The organism is Kitasatospora sp. NPDC001603, assembly GCF_040298365.1.
Classification (GTDB): domain Bacteria; phylum Actinomycetota; class Actinomycetes; order Streptomycetales; family Streptomycetaceae; genus Kitasatospora.
Map to the genome: position 1 here is coordinate 67,730 of NZ_JBEPAA010000005.1, position 18,121 is coordinate 85,850.

The 18,121-nt window shown below is 75.1% G+C and carries 18 protein-coding genes; 8 read left to right on the forward strand and 10 right to left on the reverse strand.

From position 1 onward, the window contains the following. Nucleotides 1–24 precede the first annotated feature (24 nt). Nucleotides 25–663 (reverse strand): DUF1345 domain-containing protein, encoded by a 639-nt coding sequence (locus tag ABT263_RS05355; RefSeq protein WP_352287799.1) that lies wholly within the window; start codon nucleotides 661–663, stop codon nucleotides 25–27. A 188-nt stretch (nucleotides 664–851) separates the two neighbouring features. Here ABT263_RS05355 and ABT263_RS05360 point away from each other — a divergent pair, with 188 nt between their 5' ends. Beyond that, entirely contained in the window at nucleotides 852–1,694 is an 843-nt protein-coding gene (locus ABT263_RS05360) for a hypothetical protein (RefSeq protein WP_352287801.1), read from the forward strand. Between the two features lie 104 nt (nucleotides 1,695–1,798). Continuing rightward, nucleotides 1,799–2,557 carry a GNAT family N-acetyltransferase gene (locus ABT263_RS05365; protein WP_352287803.1) on the forward strand — a complete coding sequence of 253 codons (759 nt, stop codon included), beginning with the start codon at nucleotides 1,799–1,801 and terminating at the stop codon, nucleotides 2,555–2,557. Nucleotides 2,558–2,703: 146 nt separating this feature from the next. Here ABT263_RS05365 and ABT263_RS05370 read toward each other — a convergent pair whose 3' ends face one another. Both ABT263_RS05370 and ABT263_RS05375 read right to left on the reverse strand, forming a co-directional pair. Continuing rightward, nucleotides 2,704–3,003, reverse strand: a complete 300-nt coding sequence (locus ABT263_RS05370; RefSeq protein ID WP_352287806.1) for a WhiB family transcriptional regulator — start codon at nucleotides 3,001–3,003, stop codon at nucleotides 2,704–2,706. A 395-nt stretch (nucleotides 3,004–3,398) separates the two neighbouring features. After that, complete coding sequence (locus ABT263_RS05375) at nucleotides 3,399–4,208, reverse strand: SDR family NAD(P)-dependent oxidoreductase (RefSeq protein WP_352287808.1); 810 nt, start codon at nucleotides 4,206–4,208, stop codon at nucleotides 3,399–3,401. Nucleotides 4,209–4,591: 383 nt separating this feature from the next. Here ABT263_RS05375 and ABT263_RS05380 point away from each other — a divergent pair, with 383 nt between their 5' ends. The 4 genes from ABT263_RS05380 (at nucleotide 4,592) to ABT263_RS05395 (ending at nucleotide 8,539) form a co-directional block, all read left to right on the forward strand. Then, a complete protein-coding gene (locus ABT263_RS05380; RefSeq protein WP_352287811.1) occupies nucleotides 4,592–6,991 on the forward strand; it encodes an ATP-binding cassette domain-containing protein in 2,400 nt (799 codons plus the stop codon). A gap of 152 nt (nucleotides 6,992–7,143) precedes the next feature. Next, complete coding sequence (locus ABT263_RS05385; protein ID WP_329491999.1) at nucleotides 7,144–7,518, forward strand: helix-turn-helix transcriptional regulator; 375 nt, start codon at nucleotides 7,144–7,146, stop codon at nucleotides 7,516–7,518. A 10-nt stretch (nucleotides 7,519–7,528) separates the two neighbouring features. Continuing rightward, a complete protein-coding gene (locus ABT263_RS05390) occupies nucleotides 7,529–7,945 on the forward strand; it encodes a VOC family protein (RefSeq protein ID WP_329485738.1) in 417 nt (138 codons plus the stop codon). Between the two features lie 114 nt (nucleotides 7,946–8,059). After that, the gene (locus ABT263_RS05395) at nucleotides 8,060–8,539 is read left to right on the forward strand and encodes a hypothetical protein (RefSeq protein WP_352287814.1); all 480 of its coding nucleotides are present in this window, start codon (nucleotides 8,060–8,062) and stop codon (nucleotides 8,537–8,539) included. A gap of 171 nt (nucleotides 8,540–8,710) precedes the next feature. Here the strand turns inward: ABT263_RS05395 and ABT263_RS05400 are convergent, their stop codons facing one another. The 7 genes from ABT263_RS05400 to ABT263_RS05430 form a co-directional block, all read right to left on the reverse strand. Beyond that, nucleotides 8,711–10,237 carry a cytochrome P450 gene (locus ABT263_RS05400; RefSeq protein ID WP_352287817.1) on the reverse strand — a complete coding sequence of 509 codons (1,527 nt, stop codon included), beginning with the start codon at nucleotides 10,235–10,237 and terminating at the stop codon, nucleotides 8,711–8,713. A 125-nt stretch (nucleotides 10,238–10,362) separates the two neighbouring features. Then, the gene (locus ABT263_RS05405; RefSeq protein ID WP_329485733.1) at nucleotides 10,363–10,971 is read right to left on the reverse strand and encodes a GTP-binding protein; all 609 of its coding nucleotides are present in this window, start codon (nucleotides 10,969–10,971) and stop codon (nucleotides 10,363–10,365) included. Beyond that, nucleotides 10,952–11,311, reverse strand: coding sequence for a DUF742 domain-containing protein (locus ABT263_RS05410; RefSeq protein WP_352287819.1), 360 nt, complete (start codon nucleotides 11,309–11,311; stop codon nucleotides 10,952–10,954). The genes ABT263_RS05405 and ABT263_RS05410 overlap by 20 nt, the downstream gene beginning before the upstream one ends. Further along, the gene (locus ABT263_RS05415) at nucleotides 11,308–11,715 is read right to left on the reverse strand and encodes a roadblock/LC7 domain-containing protein (RefSeq protein WP_329485730.1); all 408 of its coding nucleotides are present in this window, start codon (nucleotides 11,713–11,715) and stop codon (nucleotides 11,308–11,310) included. Before ABT263_RS05415 ends, ABT263_RS05410 begins: the two co-directional genes overlap by 4 nt. Continuing rightward, nucleotides 11,712–13,274 (reverse strand): sensor histidine kinase, encoded by a 1,563-nt coding sequence (locus ABT263_RS05420; protein WP_352287822.1) that lies wholly within the window; start codon nucleotides 13,272–13,274, stop codon nucleotides 11,712–11,714. The genes ABT263_RS05415 and ABT263_RS05420 overlap by 4 nt, the downstream gene beginning before the upstream one ends. 699 nt (nucleotides 13,275–13,973) lie before the next feature. Beyond that, entirely contained in the window at nucleotides 13,974–15,299 is a 1,326-nt protein-coding gene (locus ABT263_RS05425; RefSeq protein WP_352287825.1) for a diacylglycerol/lipid kinase family protein, read from the reverse strand. Between the two features lie 172 nt (nucleotides 15,300–15,471). Beyond that, nucleotides 15,472–15,798 (reverse strand): carboxymuconolactone decarboxylase family protein, encoded by a 327-nt coding sequence (locus ABT263_RS05430; protein WP_352287828.1) that lies wholly within the window; start codon nucleotides 15,796–15,798, stop codon nucleotides 15,472–15,474. Between the two features lie 577 nt (nucleotides 15,799–16,375). On the opposite strand from ABT263_RS05430, the gene ABT263_RS05435 reads away from it, so the two are divergent. Together ABT263_RS05435 and ABT263_RS38870 are read left to right on the forward strand one after the other, a co-directional pair. After that, the gene (locus tag ABT263_RS05435) at nucleotides 16,376–17,482 is read left to right on the forward strand and encodes a hypothetical protein (protein ID WP_352287831.1); all 1,107 of its coding nucleotides are present in this window, start codon (nucleotides 16,376–16,378) and stop codon (nucleotides 17,480–17,482) included. A gap of 368 nt (nucleotides 17,483–17,850) precedes the next feature. Continuing rightward, on the forward strand, nucleotides 17,851–17,928 hold the full coding sequence (locus ABT263_RS38870) for a 50S ribosomal protein bL37 (protein ID WP_465606175.1): 78 nt from the start codon (nucleotides 17,851–17,853) through the stop codon (nucleotides 17,926–17,928). The last annotated feature ends 193 nt before the right edge of the window (nucleotides 17,929–18,121 follow it).

Below are 18,121 nucleotides of genomic sequence, written 5' to 3' on the forward strand. Positions count from 1 at the left end.
TCCGGAGCCGGGCCGGGCGGCGGTTCAGCGGCCGGTGGCGATGTCGGCGACGAGGTTGATGGTGGTGGCCAGGATGCTGGCGCCGAAGACGTAGGACAGCAGGCAGTGCCGCAGCACGACCGCCCGCAGTCCGGTACTGGAGACGCTGGTGTCGGAGACCTGGTACGTCATGCCGAGGTTGTAGCTGAAGTACAGGAAGTCGCTGTACCGGGGCGGGACATCGGTGTTGAAGTCGATCCCGCCGCCGGGGCTCCCGTAGTAGATGTACGCGTAGCGGGTGGCGTACATCAGGTGGAGCGCCGCCCAGGCCGTGAACACGCCGCAGAGGGCCGTCGCGGCCGCGGCCCGGCTCAGGTCGGAGCGGCTGGCCAGGAACAGCAGCACGATGCCGACCAGTCCGCACAGCGCGGCGGTGACGACGGCGAACTCCTCCAGGGCGGGCCGGAACTCCTCGCGCCGGACGTTGCGGCGGGTGGCGGCGGCGTCCATCGGCCACAGGACGATCCACCCCGCCACGACGAAGGCCGTCTCCGCTCCGGCGATGCCGGTGAGGACGCCCAGCGGCACGCCCGTCAGGACGGCGACGACCGTTCCGAGGACCGCTCCGAGGATGGCCGAGCCGGCGAGCCGCGGGACGGCGGAGCGGACCAACGAGTGGTTCATGGGAGCCTCAGGCGCTGACGGCGGGGGTCGGCGTCAGCGTATCCGCGGCTGGGCCCGGGCGCAGCCGGGCGCGGGAGCCCGCAGAACGGGCCCCGACCGGCGAAGGGGGAGGGGCGGGACGGAGCCGGGGAGGTCGGGGCTATGGTTCCTTGGCGGTCCACGGACACCGGGGTACGAGGGAGAGTGCTGTGAAGTTGGTCGGTCGCACGATGACGGTGGCTACGGCCGGGGTGCTGCTGGGGGTCCTGACGGCCTGCGGCTCCAGCGGTTCGAAGGCCTCGGGCGACGGCGCCGCGGCGGCCGGCCGGGGCACGGCGACGGCCGGTGCCGGTGCGAGCGCGGAGGCGAGCGCGGGAGCGGGCACCGCGTCGCCGCAGGCCTCCACCGGCGGCGCGGGCGCCTCGCCCGGTGCGGCCGCCGGCGGTGCCCCGGCGCCCGGCGCGGCGCCGTCCGGCGGTACCGCCGCGCCCGGTGGCGGCCCGGCGGCCGGCACCGTCCCGATGCCCGTCTGGAGCGACGCCGCGACGCCGCTGCTCGACTACCGGGCCGTCCTGCAGCTGATGCCGGACCAGGCCGCGATGACCGGCTGGGAGCAGGAGAAGCGGCGGGTCGACCTCACCGACCACTCCGCGGACTGCCAGAACCCCGCGGCCTGCAACGGCAAGCCGCTCAGCGGCGAGGCGAGGTTCAGCTCCGGCGACGTGGTCGCGCGCTTCCTCGTCGACACCCTGCCGACCAAGGCGGCCGCCCAGGACAAGCTCAAGGCGGCGTACGCGGCCTACGGCGACGCCGCCCGCTACCACGCCGTGGAACTGCCCGCCATCGGCACCGAGAGCCGGGCCTGGCAGGGCGAGCCCGGCGGCCGGGACGGCATCGCGGTCGTGATGCGGGCCGGCACCGTGGTCGCCACCGTGACCACCGAGGACGGCCCGGTGGACACCGCGACGGCGCAGCGCCTCGCCGTCCTGTTGGCCAAGCGCATCGAGCAGGCCCAGGCGGGCCAGGCCGCGGACGCCGTGCTCGGCCGCTGACCGCACCGGCGGGGCGGGTGCCCGAGGTCCGCCGCCCCGCCCCGGGCGGCCCCGGCAACGCGGATCGCGGGAACCGGCCCGGAAGCCTCGAAGATCCACTCGGGGTGTCCACTCCTTCGCCGCTCGCCGCTCGCCGCTCGCCGCTCGCAGCGCGCCGCTCGCCGCTCGCCGCTCGCCGCTCGCAGCGCGCCGCTCGCCTCCGGGGAGGGGACCTGCTGCTCGTCGCCGAGCTGCTGGCCTTCGTCCCGCCGTTCGGGCGGCCGGCTCCCCCCGCTGCGGGGCCGGCCGGTGGCGGTGGGATGATCATGCGCATGAAGCACATCATCAGGGCGGTGGACGCCGAGGACTGGCCGAAGATCAAGCAGCTCCGGCTGGACGCCCTGCTCGATCCGGCGGCGCCCATCGCCTTCCACGACAGCTACGAGAAGGCGGCCGCCCAGCCGGACGAGTTCTGGCAGGAGCGCGCCGCCGGTGCGGCCGAGGGCGTCGCCGCGCGGCAGTTCGTCGCGGAGGCGGCCGACGGGCGCTGGCTCGGCACCGTCTCGGTGCTGGTCGAGCACGCCGGTACGGCGACCTTCTTCGGTGATGTCCCGGAGCAGGCGCAGACCCATGTCGTCGGCGTCTTCGTGCGGTCCGAGGCGCGCGGCAGCGGCGTCGCGCAGGGGCTCTTCGAGGCCGCCCTGGACTGGTCCTGGTCGCTCGCCGAGCCGCGCGTCGAGCGGGTGCGGCTCTTCGTCCACGAGGCCAACGGCCGGGCCGGGGCGATGTACCGGAAGACCGGCTTCGAGCCCACCGGCCACCACCTCCCCGCGCCGGGGGACGGGACCGCCCGCGAGATCGAGCTGGCCGTCCGGCGCGGCTGACCGCCGCCCGCGTGTGCGGGGCTGCCGGTGCCCGGCCGGCCGCGGCATGGCCTCGGCCGGCCGGGCTGGGGGATCGGTCCCGGCTCCAGGGCTGCGGAGCCGTCCGGCGGTGCGACCGACCCCGGGAGGTCAGGAAGCCCGGGACGTCAGGCGGCCGGGCGGACGACCGTCCGGTCGTGGACGAAGAGGGCGTGGCGTTCCTCCGCGCCCAGCCCGCCCCAGACGCCGAACGGCTCACGCGCGGCGAGGGCGTGGCGGCGGCACTCGATCCGCACCGGGCAGTCACCGCAGAGGGCCTTGGCCGCTTCCTCGGCCTCGCCGTGGCCCGCGTCGGCGGCGCCCACGCGCTGGAAGAGGCGCCTGCCGTCGGCGCTCCGGCACGCGGCGTGCTGCGGCCGGTTCCAACGGTGCTCCGGTGTGCCGGGCAGGTGGGAGATGTCGCTCACGCTACGGCTCCTTGTCGACGACGAACGGGCGCGGTGCGTGCCTCGTCTGACCCGGATCGGTCGTTTCATGCCTGCCGTCCCGGGCCGGGTTCGCCGCCGGTGCCCCGTCGCACCAGGAACCGGACAGGCCGGAGCGGCCCGGGCGGCCACCGCGGCCCGCACCGGACGGAGCAGGCCGCCGCCCGGCTGCGGCGCGGCGAGGTCGCCGAGCCCCGTCCGGATCGTGTCGTCCGGGTCCGGGGCCCCGGGAGCCCGAGCAGAGCGGGAGGGCGGCGTCCCGCAGCCGCAGCAGGGCGGGCAGCGGGCCCCGTGCCCGGACGGCGGGTTCGACAGGGCGTGCGGAGCGCCGACCAGCAGGGCGACCGGCTCGCGCGGTCGGACGAGCCCGGGCGGTGTCAGGCGCCGTGCCGCGGCTCCAGCCGGAAGTCGAAGGCCGTGGTGCCCGGGTCGAGGGCGGTGACCCCGCCGTCCACGGTGAGGACCGCGCCGTTGACGTAGCTCGCCGCCGCGGACAGCAGCCAGCCGATCGCCGCGGCCACCTCCTCGGGCTCGCCCGGCCGGCCGGTCGGCGTCAGCCGGGTCGCCTCCCGGTACGCCGCGTCGGCGTCGGCCAGCCCCTCCTCGTCCGCGAAGCGGGCCATCCGGCGGTCGGCCATCTCCGTGCGCACCCAGCTGGGGCAGACGGTGTTGGCCCGCAGCCCGCGGTGGCCGTAGTCGACGGCGAGCGAGCGGCAGAGCTGCAGCAGCGCGGCCTTCGAGGTGGCGTAGGCCGCGTTCCCGACCCCGTTGCGCAGCGCGGAGACCGAGGAGACCGCCACCACGGATCCCCGCGACCGCAGCAGGTGGGGCAGGGCGGCCCGCAGTACGAGGAAGGGACCGGTGAGGTTGGTGCGCATCACCAGCTCCCAGTCGTCCAGGGTGACGTCGCCGACCGAACCGCCCCGGCCGACACCGGCGTTGAGCACCACCCCGTCCAGCCGGCCGAAGGCGGAGACGGTCTCCTCCACCAGGACGTGCACGTCGTCCGGGTCGGTGGTGTCCGACACCCGGGCGAGCGCGCCGGTCTCCCGGGCCACCCGCTCCAGCGGTTCGGACCGCCGCCCGGAGACCACCACGCGGCAGCCCTCGGCCCGCAGCAGCCGGGCGGTGGCCGCCCCGATGCCGGTACCGCCGCCGGTCACGATGACAACGCGCTGATCGGACATGGGTGGGCGCCTCCGCCGGGATCGATGCTCCGTGAACCATCGGATCCTATGCTCACGCCGTGTCAGCTCCCCTCGTGCCGGTAGCCGGTAGCCGGTAGCCGGTAGCCGTGACCGCGGACCGTGATCGAAGGCCGGCGACCGCGACCGGAGGCGCCCGCGCGGCCGCCGGGCGGGCACCCGGACCGATCAGGATCCGAGAAGCCGCGACCGCCCGCTCGCGCCTAGCCTGGTTCCGCGACCCCGCGGGCGACACGGCCGGATCGGCGAGGTCCGCCGGCCCGGCCGGGGACACGAGAGTGTCGGTGGGACCTGGTTGGATCGAGCCGGTGCCGCCGACACAGCCCGCGAGGGCGGCCCGCACGACGGATGGAGAGACGACAGGCATGGCCAAGAGGACGGACGCGCAGCCGACTGCGCCGCACGCTGCCGACAGCCACGACGTGATCCGCGTGCACGGCGCGCGGGTGAACAACCTCAAGGACGTCAGCGTCGAGATCCCGAAGCGCCGGCTGACGGTGCTCACCGGTGTCTCCGGCTCGGGCAAGAGCTCCCTGGTGTTCGGCACGATCGCGGCGGAGTCGCAGCGGCTGATCAACGAGACCTACAGCGCCTTCGTCCAGGGCTTCATGCCGACGCTGGCACGGCCCGAGGTCGACGTCCTCGAAGGGCTGACCACCGCGATCATCGTCGACCAGCAGCGGATGGGCAGCGACCCCCGCTCCACGGTCGGCACCGCCACCGACGCCAACGCGATGCTGCGCATCCTCTTCAGCCGGCTGGGCGAGCCGCACATCGGCCCGCCGAGCGCCTACGCCTTCAACGTGCCCTCCGTCCGGGCCAGCGGGGCCATCACCGTCGAGCGCGGCGACAAGAAGACGGTGAAGGCGACCTTCCAGCGCACCGGCGGCATGTGCCCGCGCTGCGAGGGCCGGGGCAGCGTCTCCGACATCGACCTCACCCAGCTCTACGACGACTCCAAGTCGCTCGCCGAGGGAGCGTTCACCATCCCGGGGTGGAAGTCGGACAGCTTCTGGACGGTGCGGGTCTACGCCGAGTCCGGTTTCCTCGACCCGAACAAGCCGATCCGGAAGTTCACCAAGAAGGAGATGCAGGACTTCCTCTACCGGGAGCCGACCAAGGTGAAGGTCGAGGGGGTGAACCTCACCTACGAGGGCCTGATCCCCAAGATCCAGAAGTCCTTCCTGTCCAAGGACAAGGAATCCCTGCAGCCGCACATCCGGGCGTTCGTGGAGCGGGCGGTCACCTTCACCACCTGCCCCGCGTGCGAGGGCACCCGGCTCAGCGAGGGCGCCCGGTCGTCGAAGATCGGGCGGATCAGCATCGCCGACGCCTGTGCGATGCAGATCAGCGACCTGGCCGTCTGGGTCGGCGGCCTCACGGAGCCGTCGGTGGCGCCCCTGCTCACCGCGCTGAAGCAGACCCTCGACTCGTTCGTGGAGATCGGTCTGGGTTACCTCGCGCTGGACCGGGCGTCCGGCACGCTGTCCGGCGGCGAGGCCCAGCGGGTCAAGATGATCCGCCACCTCGGCTCCTCGCTCACCGACACCACCTACGTCTTCGACGAGCCCACCGCGGGGCTGCACCCGCACGACATCCAGCGGATGAACGACCTGCTGCTGCGGCTGCGGGACAAGGGCAACACGGTGCTCGTGGTGGAGCACAAGCCGGAGACGATCGTGATCGCCGACCACATCGTCGACCTCGGCCCGGGCGCCGGCACGGCGGGCGGCACCGTCTGCTTCGAGGGCACCGTCGAGGGGCTGCGGGCCAGCGGCACCGTCACCGGCCGCCACTTCGACGACCGGGCCGCCGTCAAGGAGGAGGTGCGCAAGCCCACCGGCGTGCTGGAGGTCCGGGGCGCGACGGCCAACAACCTGCGCGACGTCGACGTCGACATCCCGCTCGGGGTGCTGGCCGTGGTCACCGGTGTCGCCGGCTCCGGCAAGAGCTCGCTCGTGCACGGCTCGCTGGTCAAGGGCCCGCTGGGCGCCGAGCAGGGCGTGGTCTCGGTCGACCAGAGCCCGATCCGCGGCTCGCGGCGCAGCAACCCCGCGACGTACACCGGGCTGCTCGACCCGATCCGCAAGGCGTTCGCCAAGGCCAACGGGGTGAAGCCGGCCCTGTTCAGCGCCAACTCCGAGGGCGCCTGCCCGACCTGCAACGGCGCCGGGGTCGTCTTCACCGACCTCGCGATGATGGCCGGCGTCGCCAGCACCTGCGAGGAGTGCGAGGGCAAGCGGTTCCAGGCGGCGGTGCTGGAGTACCGGCTCGGCGGCCGCGACATCAGCGAGGTGCTCGCGATGTCGGTGACGGAGGCGGAGGAGTTCTTCGGCGCCGGTGAGGCGCGCACCCCGGCGGCGCACGCCGTCCTCGGCCGGCTGGCCGACGTCGGGCTCGGCTACCTCAGCCTCGGCCAGCCGCTCACCACCCTCTCCGGCGGCGAGCGGCAGCGGCTCAAGCTGGCCACCCACATGGCCGACAAGGGCGGCGTCTACGTCCTCGACGAGCCGACCGCCGGTCTTCACCTCGCCGACGTCGAACAGCTGCTCGGCCTGCTCGACCGGCTCGTCGACGCCGGCAAGTCGGTCATCGTCGTCGAGCACCACCAGGCGGTCATGGCCCACGCCGACTGGATCATCGACCTCGGCCCCGGCGCCGGCCACAACGGCGGCCGGATCGTCTTCGAGGGCACCCCGGCCGAGCTGGTGGCCGCCCGCTCGACGCTGACCGGCGAGCACCTCGCCGCCTACGTCGGAGCCTGACCCCCCCGCCCCCGCCCGCGCGGACCCCGGCGTCCGCGCGGGCGGGCGGTGGGGTCCGCGCCCGGCCCCGGTCCGGGGCGCTGTGGGAGACTGGCCGGGTGAAGCGGCAAGAGCTCGACGACCTCGTCCGGCTGCGGCGGGCCCGGGACCGGATGGACCGCGACTACGCCGAGCCACTGGACGTCGCCGCCCTGGCCCGGGATGCCCTGATGTCCTCGGGCCACTTCTCCCGCAGCTTCCGCGCCGCCTTCGGCGAGACGCCCTACAGCTACCTGATGACCCGCCGCATCGAGCGGGCCAAAGCGCTGCTGCGCCGCGGCGACCTCACGGTGACCGAGGTGTGCTTCGCGGTCGGCTGTACGTCGCTCGGCTCGTTCAGCACCCGCTTCACCGAGCTGGTCGGCGAGAACCCGAGCAGCTACCGGGCCCGTGACCACGAGGACGGCGCCGCCGTCCCGGCCTGCATCGCCAAGATCCACACGCGGCCGGTCAGGAACGGAGAAGCGGGCGCAGCCCCCCGGTCGTAGCCTGGGCGGCATGGACATCAGGCTCTCGCAGTGCTTCATCGCCGTCGACGACCACGACAAGGCGATCGCCTTCTACCGCGACGTGCTCGGCCTGGAGGTGCGCAACGACGTCGGGTTCGAGGGGATGCGCTGGGTGACCGTCGGCGCGCCCTCGCAGCCGGACGTGAACATCGTGCTCGAACCGCCGCTCGCCGACCCGAACGCCTCGTCGGCGGACCGGCAGGCCATGGCGGAGCTGATGGCCAAGGGGCTGCTGCGCGGTGTCATCTTCGCGACGGACGACTGCGACGCCGCCTTCGAGCGGGTCAGCGCGGCCGGCGGGGAGGTGTTGCAGGAGCCGATGGACCAGCCCTACGGCGTCCGCGACTGCGGGTTCCGCGATCCGGCCGGCAACCTGGTGCGGTTCACCCAGGCCCTCGCGAGGTGACTCCCGGCGGGCGCGCCCGGCGGGCGCCGGCCCCGTCCCGGACGGGAGGTCACCGGCCGCACCCGGCCGGTCCGTTCGGCTCGGAGCGCCGCGTGCGGGCGGGCGGTGGGCCGGATGTCCGATGAGGCGGGCACGGGCCCGCAGCGGGCGCCGATGGTGTGGGCGCTGGCGATCCGCGAGACGGCCGACGGGCCGCCGCTCGCCGAGGTGATCGTGGAGGTCGGCGCCGCGCTGCACGGCGAACTCGTCGAGAACCTGGTGGACAGCGGGTTCACGCTGGCGGCGGGGGACCCACCGGACACCACCGGGGTGCTGGAGGTGCGCGGCCCGCTGCTGGCCAGGCTGGTCCTGGTCGGCGGGCGGCAGGTGTGGGAGCCCGCCTCCCCGGTCGAGGTCTCGCCCGGCTGGGAGTCGGCGGCCGAGGAGCGCGGCCGGGCCGTCGTGCTCGTGGTGCCGCCGGGAACGTGGCCGCCCGGACTGATGTCCCTGGAGCCGCGGGAGCGCATCGAGGTCTTCACCCGGAGCCTGGAGGAGGCACGGGTGGCCGGGCGGGTGCTGCACGGCACGGCCGCCGTCGACCTGGACGAGGCCTGAGCCGGACCGGGGAGCGGGGCCGGACCGAGGCCTGAGCCGGACCGGGGAGCGGGGCCGGACCGAGGCCTGTGCCGGACCGGGGAGCGGGGCCGGACCGAGGCCTGTGCCGGACCGGGGCCCGGCTCAGAGCCGGAAGCCCGGAGCCGGGACCCGCTCAGGGACCGGAGCGGCTCAGGGCCGGAACCACCGGGTCAGCGCGTCCCACCAGGAGCGCCGCGGCCGGGGCACGGTGACGGCGGCGGCGAGCGCGTCCTCGGCGACGGCCGGACCGGCCGGCTCGACCCCGACGGCCTGCGACGCGGTGGCCTGTGCCCCGACGGCCTGCGCCGTGGCGGGCGGCGGCGTGGAGGGAACGCTGCGCGGCGGCGGAAGCGTGCCGGTCGGGGCCCGCCGCTCGCCCTCGGGCGTCCTCGGGGTGAACTCGACGGGGAGGGCGGACAGGTGGCGCGAGATCCAGGCCGACGTCCAGCTCAGCTCCTCCTCCTCGACCGCGAGGCGGAGGTCCGGCAGGCGGGTGAGCAGGATGTCGATCCCCGTCTCGGCGATGGCCCGGCCGATGTCCTGGCCGGGGCACTCGTGCGGACCGGCGCCGAAGGCCAGGTGGGAGCGGTTCCCGTGGAGGGGCGTGGCCAGGTCGGGACGGATGGCCGGGTCGGAGTTGCCGGCCGCGAGGCCGAGCAGGAGCATGTCGCCGGCCTTGATCTGCTGCCCGCCGAGTTCGGTGTCGCCGGTCGCCCAGCGGCCCGCGACCAGCGACATCGGCGCCGCGTCCCAGAGCACCTGGTCCAGGGCGTCGGCCAGGGTCATGTGGCCGCCGGAGAGGTGGGTGCGGAACCGCTGGTCGGTGAGGACCATCTTGAGGGTGTCCGCGATCAGGTTGACGGTCGTCTCGTTCGCGGCGAGCAGGACGACCCGCAGGTGTTCGAGGACTTCGTCGTCGGTGAGCCCGGCCTCGTGCTGCATCAGCCGGGACACCAGGTCGGGGCCGGGGGAGACCCGCTTGCGCTCCATCATCCGGCGCAGCGTCGCGACGACGTAGTCGTTGCTCGCGATGGCCGTCTCGGTGCCCTTCATCAGGTCGCGGGCGGCGGAGACCAGGTGCGGGCCGTACTCCTCCGGCATGCCGACCAGTTGGGTCATCACGAGCATCGGCAGGTGCTCGGCGAACTGGGTGACCAGTTCGGCCCGGCCGGTGGGGCCGAACTCCTGGACGAGCTGGTCGGTGAAGCGGGTGACGTGGCGCCGCACCCCGCGCCGGTCGAAGCTGTTCAGCCCGTCGGTCACGGCGCCGCGCAGGCGCTTGTGCTCCTCGCCGTCGGCGAACACGCAGAGCGGCTGCCAGGCGATCACCGGCATCAGCGGCGAGTCCGGGGAGACCAGCCCGTTCTGGAAGGCCGACCAGCGCCGGGAGTCCCGGGAGAACCGGGAGGGCGTGCGCATCGCGATGAGGTTCGCGGAGTGGCCGACGATCAGCCAGGCCGGGAGGTCGCCGTGCAGCAGGACCGGTGCCACCTCGCCGTGTTCGGCGCGCAGCTTCTCGTACAGGCCCGCCGGGTCGGCCTCGGCCTCGGGCCCGTAGAGCCGCCGGAGGCCGCCGGCGCCCAGGCCGCCGGTACCGGAACCGCCGGTGGCGAGGCCGTGCGCGGGGCAGCCGGGCGGCGGGGTGGGCAGGGCGTCCTCAGGGAACGGGGGGGTCACGGTGTCTCCGGGGTCGGGGCGGGGCGGCCACTCGGAGGCGGCCGTCGCGGGCGGGGGGAGTGTGAAGGGCGGCGGGGGCACGGCCCGGGCACCGGCCGGGGAGCGCGGTGGCCGGGCCGTTCCCCCTAGGGCGCCGGGCGGTCGTACAGGTAGCGCATCAGGGCGAGGAGCACGTCACGGCTGGACTCGCGGGTGCGGGCGTCGCAGTCCACGATCGGCACCTCGGGCGGCAGGTCGAGCGCCGCCCGCAGCTCCTCGACGGGGTAACTCGGCGACTCGGGGAAGGTGTTGGCCGCGACGACGAACGGCACGCCGCGGTCCTCCAGCCGTCCGATGACCTCGAAGCTGACTTCGAGCCGACGGGTGTCGACGAGCACGACCGCGCCGAGCGCACCCTCGAACAGGCCGTTCCAGAGGAACCAGAACCGCTCCTGCCCGGGGGTGCCGAACACGTACAGCACCAGTTCCTCGTTGATGCTGATCCGGCCGAAGTCCATCGCGACCGTGGTCGACGTCTTGCGCTCGATCCCGGCCGTGTCGTCGACGTCGGCTCCGGCCTGCGTCATCGTCTCCTCGGTCGTCAGCGGACGGATCTCGCTCACGGAGCCGACCAGGGTCGTCTTGCCGACCCCGAAGCCCCCCACGATCACCACCTTGACCGCCGTGGTGGCCGAGGCCGGCAGGAGGTCGGCGCGCTGCGGGCCCAGGGCCGTCTCAGAGTCTCTGAAGTCCATGTATCACCGCCTCCAGCAGGGCGCGTTCGGGAAGGATGGCCTGGGGGACCCGCATCCGGGCCTCGATCAGCTCCTCGGCGAGGAGGTCCGCCAGGAGGACGGTGACCGCGCTCATCGGCAGTCGCAGATAGGCGGAGATCTCGGCCACCGACAGGGGCGAGCCGCAGATCCGCAGGATCGCCGCGTGCTCCGGCTGCATCGAGGGAATCGGCTGCGCCCGGGAGACGATCAGGGTGACCAGGTCGAACGTGGTCTGCTCGGCCGGTCCGCCGCGGCCGCGCGTGATCACGTAGAGGCGTTCGGCTTCTCCGTCGTCCCAGTCCTGGTCGGTCGCACTCACGCGACCTGCCCGCCGTTGCGCGCCGGTGTGGTGAGGTGCTCGCCGATCCGGGCGACCAGGTCGCGCATCCGCTGGCCCATCAGTCCGGCGTCCACGCCCTCGTCGGCGAGCACGGCGAGGTAGGCGCGGGCGCCGGCCGCCATCAGGTAGAAGAAGCCGCCGCCCATCTCGATCACGACCAGCCGCATCCGGCCGTCGCTGTGCGGGAACTCGTGCCCGACCGCTGCGGCGAGGCTCTGCAGGCCGGCGCAGGCCGCGGCGAGCCGGTCGGCGGTGTCGTTGTCGGTGCCGTGCTGGGCCATCCGCAGACCGTCGGCGGAGAGGACGACGACGTGCCGGGTGTACGGGACGCTCTCCGCCAGATCCTTGAGCATCCAGTCCATGTTGCTCCGCTGCTGAATCACTGCTCGCTCTTCCCTGACGACTCTTCGCTGGTGGGGCCGGCCGTGTCGGTGGACGGCGTGTGGCCGTTCACCCCCTCGGTGAACGCGGCCAGCCACATACCGGGCTGGGCCGGCGCCTGGGCCGGCGCGGGCTCCGGGGCCCGGGGGGCCGGGGCGATCCGGGGGGATTCGGCCGCGCCCCGTCGGTAGGGCGCGGCGTGGCGGCGGCGCTGGGGCAGGCCGTTCGCGGTCCGCTCGGTCACCACCGGCACGTCGTCGCCGACCGGGAACGGCTGCGAGGCGGTGGCGACGGTCCGCGAACCCCAGGGCCGCGAGACGGACACCGGACGCGTCCGCTCCGAGGGCCGGGGCGCGGTGTCCGGCGCCGGCAGGGGGTTCGCGGCGGCACCGATGCCGTGGGCCCGGCCGGTGGCGGGGGCCGTGGTGATCAGCTCCTGCGGCACGATCAGCACCGCGCGCACCCCGCCGTAGGCGGAGGGCCGCAGCGAGATCTGGAACCCGTAGGCCTGCGCGAGCCGTCCGACCACGGCCAGGCCGAGCCGGGGGGTCTCCCCGAGGTCGTTGAGGTCGATGCCGGCCTGCGCCTCCAGGAGCATCCGCTCGGCGCGGGCCCGGCCCTCCTCGCTCAGGCTGAGGCCGCCGTCCTCGATCTCGATCGCTATGCCGGTCTGCACCTCGACGGCGGTCAGGTGCACGCTGGTCTGCGGCGGGGAGTAGCGGGTGGCGTTGTCGAGCAGCTCGGCGACCGCGTGGATGAGCGGCTCGACGGCCGGTCCGACCACGGCGACCTGGGAGACCGGGTGCAGTTCCACCCGGCGGTAGTCGAGGATGCGCGACATGCCACCGCGCAGCACGCTGTACAGCGGGACCGCCCTGCGCCACTGGCGGCCGGGGCGGGCGCCGCCGAGGACGGCGATGCTGTCGGCGAGGCGGCCGATCAGGGCGTTGCCGTGGTCCAGGCGCAGCAGGTCCTCGAAGACCGCCGGGTCGTTGCCGTGCCGGTCCTCCATCTGGCGCAGTTCCTGGGCCTGCCGGTGCACGATCGCCTGAACGCGGCGGGCGATGTTGACGAAGGCCCGCTGGGTGGCCTCGCGCATGCCCTCCTCGGTGTCGACGATCTCCAGGATGCTGCGCAGCACCGCCAGCCGGGCGGCGTGGAACTGCGGGCCGGTGCCGGTGTCCTGGGGCTCGTACGACCGCACGATCTCGTCGGTCGAGGTGCCGCGCCGGAGCCGGGCGATCGCCTCGGGCATGGTCGTCTGGGCGAGCCGGAGGGTCTCGGCCTCCTGCCGGGCCAGCCGGCGGCGCAGCTCGTTCTCCTGGAGGGCGAACCGTTCGCGCAGGGCGGCGAGGGCGCGGCCCCGGCGGGCCGTCTCGGCCGCCACCACCGCCACCGCCGCGGTGCCCACCGCTCCGGACCAGAGGACCCCCGCGCGGGCGCCGGTGGAGACCACCAGCGCGGCGACGACAGCGGCGCCCGCCGTCACGACCGTGGGCACCAGCCACACGAGAACGGGAGCCGGGCGTCGGCCTCCGGGTGACGATCCAGCACGAAGCATCAGCATCCTCAAGCGCTCGAAGGAGTGGGGAGAGTGGGCGGGGCCGGCTCCGGCGGCGCCGGACCGTGGGCGGACCGGCGCCCGCACCCGGCCGGGCGGCCCCGGCGCGAAGGGTGCGCGCCGGGACCCGGCCCGGGGTCGGGACAACCGGAACTCCGGGACATTCCTGACGAAAGATCAGTAACAGTGTTTTATAGCCGATTCGGTGTGGCTCTGTCGCACGTTCCGCGGAACCCGGACGCCGGCCGGACCGGGCCGGCCGGCTGAGCACAGGCACCAGACTTGCCCTGTCCCGGGCCCGTCGTACCGTGGCCGGGGCGGGGTTCGCTCATGTGAGGGGTATCCTCGGGAAATCCCCCCGCAGCGTGGCGAGTTCGTGCTAAGCCGAGGTCTGCGACGGGCCTTCGACGGGCCTTCGACGGGCCGTGCGGAGGACTTCGGCAGGTGATGTGCGGTGGACGCCGGCCCCGGTGAACCGTCAAGGCCGTTCCCCCGAAGCGGTGTTCCCCGGACGGTCCGGGCGGACCGGCGTACGCTGCCGGTGCTCGACGGCGCGCCGGTCCGGTGGGCCCGGCGCGACCGGAACCCGCGCAGGGCGGTCGAAGTCCGCGACCGGCGCGCGGGCGCTCCGACGCGCCCCACCGCCGCGGGCGCTCCGACGCGCCCCACCGCCGCGGGCCCCCGTCTCCAGGCGCCCCGTCACTCCGACCGGGGCCGGCGGCCCAGGGCGAGGGCCGCGACCTCGCGCCAGTCCATGGCGGGCCGGGCCGGCGGGGCCCCCGGGCGGTCGCGCGGCACCAGCACCCGCAGCGCACCGGGCCGGACGGCGCAGGTGACCGGGGTCGGGAGCCGCAGCGCCTCCCCGTCCACGGCGACCGAGATCCGCCCGGCATCGGCGTCGACCACCACCCGGGGCGCGGTCAGGACGCGCAGGCCCGCCGCCCGGCTGCCCCGCAGCGCCACGGCGGCGGCCTGCGACGCGTTGCCCACCCGGATCCCCACCACCCCCAGCGTCGCCCGGTCCAGCCGCGGCCGGCGGTTGCCCACCACGGTCGGTTCGGGAGCCGCGTACGGGTTGTTGCTGACCAGCAGCGCCTGCTGTCCCGTCAGCCGGGTGCCGTCCGCCAGCACCGCCTCCAGGGCGTGCCCGGAGTGGCCGAGGAGGAGGTCGGGGAGGGCGCTGAGGGCCGAGCCGGCCTTGGCGTCGCGGTACTGCGGGGTCTGCACGATCTCGGCGTAGGCGCCGAACGAGGCCGTGTTGACGAAGGCCCGGCCGCCCACGGTGCCCAGGTCGACCCGCAGCTCCACCCCGTCGGTCAGCGCGTCCAGGCAGCGGGCCGGGTCGTCGCGGTCCAGGCCGAGGTCCATGGCGAAGTGGTTGCGCGTCCCCGCCGAGATCACCAGGAACGGCAGGTCGTGCTCGGCGGCGACCTCGGCCACCGTGGCCTGGGTGCCGTCGCCGCCGGCCACGCCGAGCAGGTCCGCGCCCTCCGCGACGGCCCGGCGGGCGAGTTCGGCGACGTCCACGTGGGTCTTGGTGTCCAGCAGGACGACCCGGGCGCCCAGGGCCTCGGCCCGCTCCACCAGGGCGAACCGGTCGACCTTGCCGCCGCCGGACCTCGGGTTCATGATCAGCACGGGGTGACGGGGGAGTGCGCGGGCCACCGCCCGCATGCCGTGGAAGGGCCGGGCCGCGCGCAGCGCCGACCGCGCGAACGCCGCGGCGACCGCCCACAGGGCGAGCGCGGCCAGCGCCACCGGCCAGAGCCCGGCCCGGGCATAGCCCACCACGACGGCCGCGGGCGCCGCGACCACGAGCAGGGCGCCCGCCAGCCGGACGACCCCGTGGTGGGAGACCACCCACCACGTCCCGGCCGCCGTGAGCGCCAGCCCGGCCAGCCCGCCGGCGAGCACCAGGATGCCGCCGGCGCCGACCGTGCCCACCAGCACGGCCACCGCGCCCAGCACACAGGCCAGGGCCGCCCGGGCGGACCAGCGGGCACTCAGGAGGGAACGGGACGCCATGCTGCGCGTCTCCTCGGTCTTCGCCCGGCGCCGGGCACGACGCTCCCGGCGCGCCCGGGCGCGGGGCGTCCGGTCACCGGGTGCCCGGACGGTGTCGACCGGCCACCCGGTTCGGGTGGCCGCGGCGGCCGCCGGCCTCGCGGCACGCCGCCCGGCGGTGGAGGGAAGGGTGTCAGCCGCCCGCCGCGATGTCGGTCTCGGCCACCGCGATGGCCATGCCGAGGGCCTCCGCGATGTGCCCGGCCGCCGACATCACGCGGGCGGTGCCCACGATCGGCGCGATGGCGACCAGCACGTCCTGGAGCTGTGCGGCCGTCAGCTCGGCTCCGTCGGCGGCGCCGATGTGGGCCAGGTAGGACATCGGTGGTGCGTCCATCGCGACGAGCGCCGCGATCCGGGTGAGGAGGAAGGTGTCCACCGGCAGGCCGCACCGCTCGACCGAGTCGAGCGTCATGGCGGCCAGGGTGTCGAGCACGGGGGTTTCGGACGCGCTGGTCATACCGGTCCATCTCCTTCGCCGGGAGGGGCCGGCACGTCGTCTCCGGGAGCGGCGGACCGCTCGCCCTGCCGTGCCCCCGTACACCGACCATAGGCCGGATGGGTGGCGGTCGCACTCCGCGACGGGCGGGGCGTCCGGGGCCGGGCGCGCCGGCCCGCCGTACGGGCCCCGCCCACCCCGCCGGGCCGGGTTCCGGACACCGCCGCGGCGCCGGTGGCGCGGTACGGCTGGGGCGGCCGACCGGCCGTGAGGTCCCGGGTGCCGGTGGCCACCGGCCGGTGGGGGCGCAGCGTCCGGCGGGCGCCGCCGGGGCGGGTGGGGCGGTCCGGCGAACGGCCGACAACCGCCCTCCGGGACATGCCAGAGGCCTGGGCCTGCGGCCGGTGCGCTCCTACGATGTGAGGCGCCGTCGGCCTGACCCCGACAGCGTCGGCCGACGTCGGACACCACCGGGCTCTCCGGGCACCGGTGCGTCCCACTCGGCCACGGCCCGCCCCGGGGACCGGGAGCGGGCTCGTAGCGCAGGCTGCACCGACGCAGGCCGCACACCCCTCCTCACCACCCAGGGAGTACGCCCATGCATGCCCGCACTGTCGCGCCGTCGTTCAGACCCGTCCGCGCCGTCCTGCTCGTTCTGACCATGCTGGCCGCCGTGGTGGCGGTCGCCCTGCCGGCGGCCGGCCCCGCCCGGGCCGCCGTGCCGGACCGCTGGGGCTTCGCGTTCCTCGACAACCCGACCCCGCCCGCCGGGTACGTTCCCGACCCCACCCGGCAGTGGGGCAGCTGGCCCTCCCCGGCGAGCAACCCCGTCAAGGTCGACCAGCTCGCGGTCGGCTCGTACCTCGTGCACTTCCCGTTCATCGCCGGCCCGGGCGGCATCGCCCACGCCACCGCCGTCGGCCGTACCGGCAACTGGTGCCAGATCAAGGGCTGGTCCACGGCGGGCACCGGGCAGGACGTCGCGGTGAACTGCTACCGGCCGGGCGGCGCCCCCGACAACACGCTGTTCACCGTGCTCTACACCACCAGCAGCGGGACCCCGTCGCCGGCCGGCGGCTCCTACGGCTACACCTTCTCGGACATCTCCGGGGCGGTGCTCGCGCAGTACAACTCCGCCGGCGCGGTCAACACGGTGAGTCACGGCTCGACCGGGATCTGGAAGGCCTGGCTGCCCGGTCTGGGCCTGTCCACCGCTGCCGGGAACATCGAGGTCACCGCGGTCGACGCGGTCCAGGGCGCGCGCTGCAAGGTGGCCGACTGGGCGCCGGCGGCGTCCGGTCAGACCGTGGTGGTCAGCTGCTTCGACGCGGCGGGCGCGCCGTACGACACCCGGTGGACGCTGAGCTACTCCCTCAAGCGCGCCCTGCACGGGCCGGCGTTCCCGCCGAAGTCGTTCGGCTACCTCTGGTTCAACGGCGGGGTCCCCGCGGCGACGAACTTCAACTCCAGCGGCGCGACCAACACGCTGGCCGGTTCGGTCCCGTTCACCATCACCCTGCCCGGAGTGGCCGTCCCCTCGGACACCGCGCACGCCACGGCGTACGGCCCCGGCCCGGGCTGGTGCGGGCTGGCCCTGCCGTGGGCCCGCAGCGCCGGCACGGTGAAGCTCTACACGATCTGCTTCAACGCCGCCGGATCGCCGGTGTCGGCGCCGTTCCTCACCGCCTACACCTCGGCGTTCTGACCGCCGGGGGCCGGCCCCGGTCGTCGGGGCCGGCCCCCGGCAGTGCCGGACCACTCCCCGCCCGCGCGGTTCCGCCCGCTCGCCCGGGTCGAGCGCGGCCGTATCCGCGATGCCGCGGCGTGCCCCGGGGGGCGTGAGCAACGGATCTGATGGGCAGTCAAAAATACTCTGAGCAGCGGAGGTTCGACTCGGGCCGTCGACCGCTCCGGTGTGCGGGTCGACGCGCGGAGACCGCGCCGGGCCCGGGCGGCCGGCGCGGCCGCCGCGCTCACCGATCCCCCTCCCGTACGCGCTCCGGAGGCCCGTCGCGGCCCGATGTGCCACGGTGGAATCCGGGGTCAGCGCACCCCGTCGGGAGAGGAGTGGCCATGTCGTCGAAGCGACGTCGCAAGAAGAAGGCACGAGCCAAGCGCGGGGCCAATCACGGCCGTCGGCCCCAGTGCTGAGCACTTCCTGAGCGGCCACCGGTGGCCCGGCGAGGGGCCGCCGGTGGTCTCGCGCCGTCTCCGCCACCGAGCCGCGGGTACGCGGCCACCGCGGGGAACGCCGTGCGGGACCGGTCGTAGGGGTGTCGACCGTGGGATCGGTCCTCGCCGCCCGCCGGGCGCCGAGCCCGGAGGGCCCGAAGAGCTCACCGGA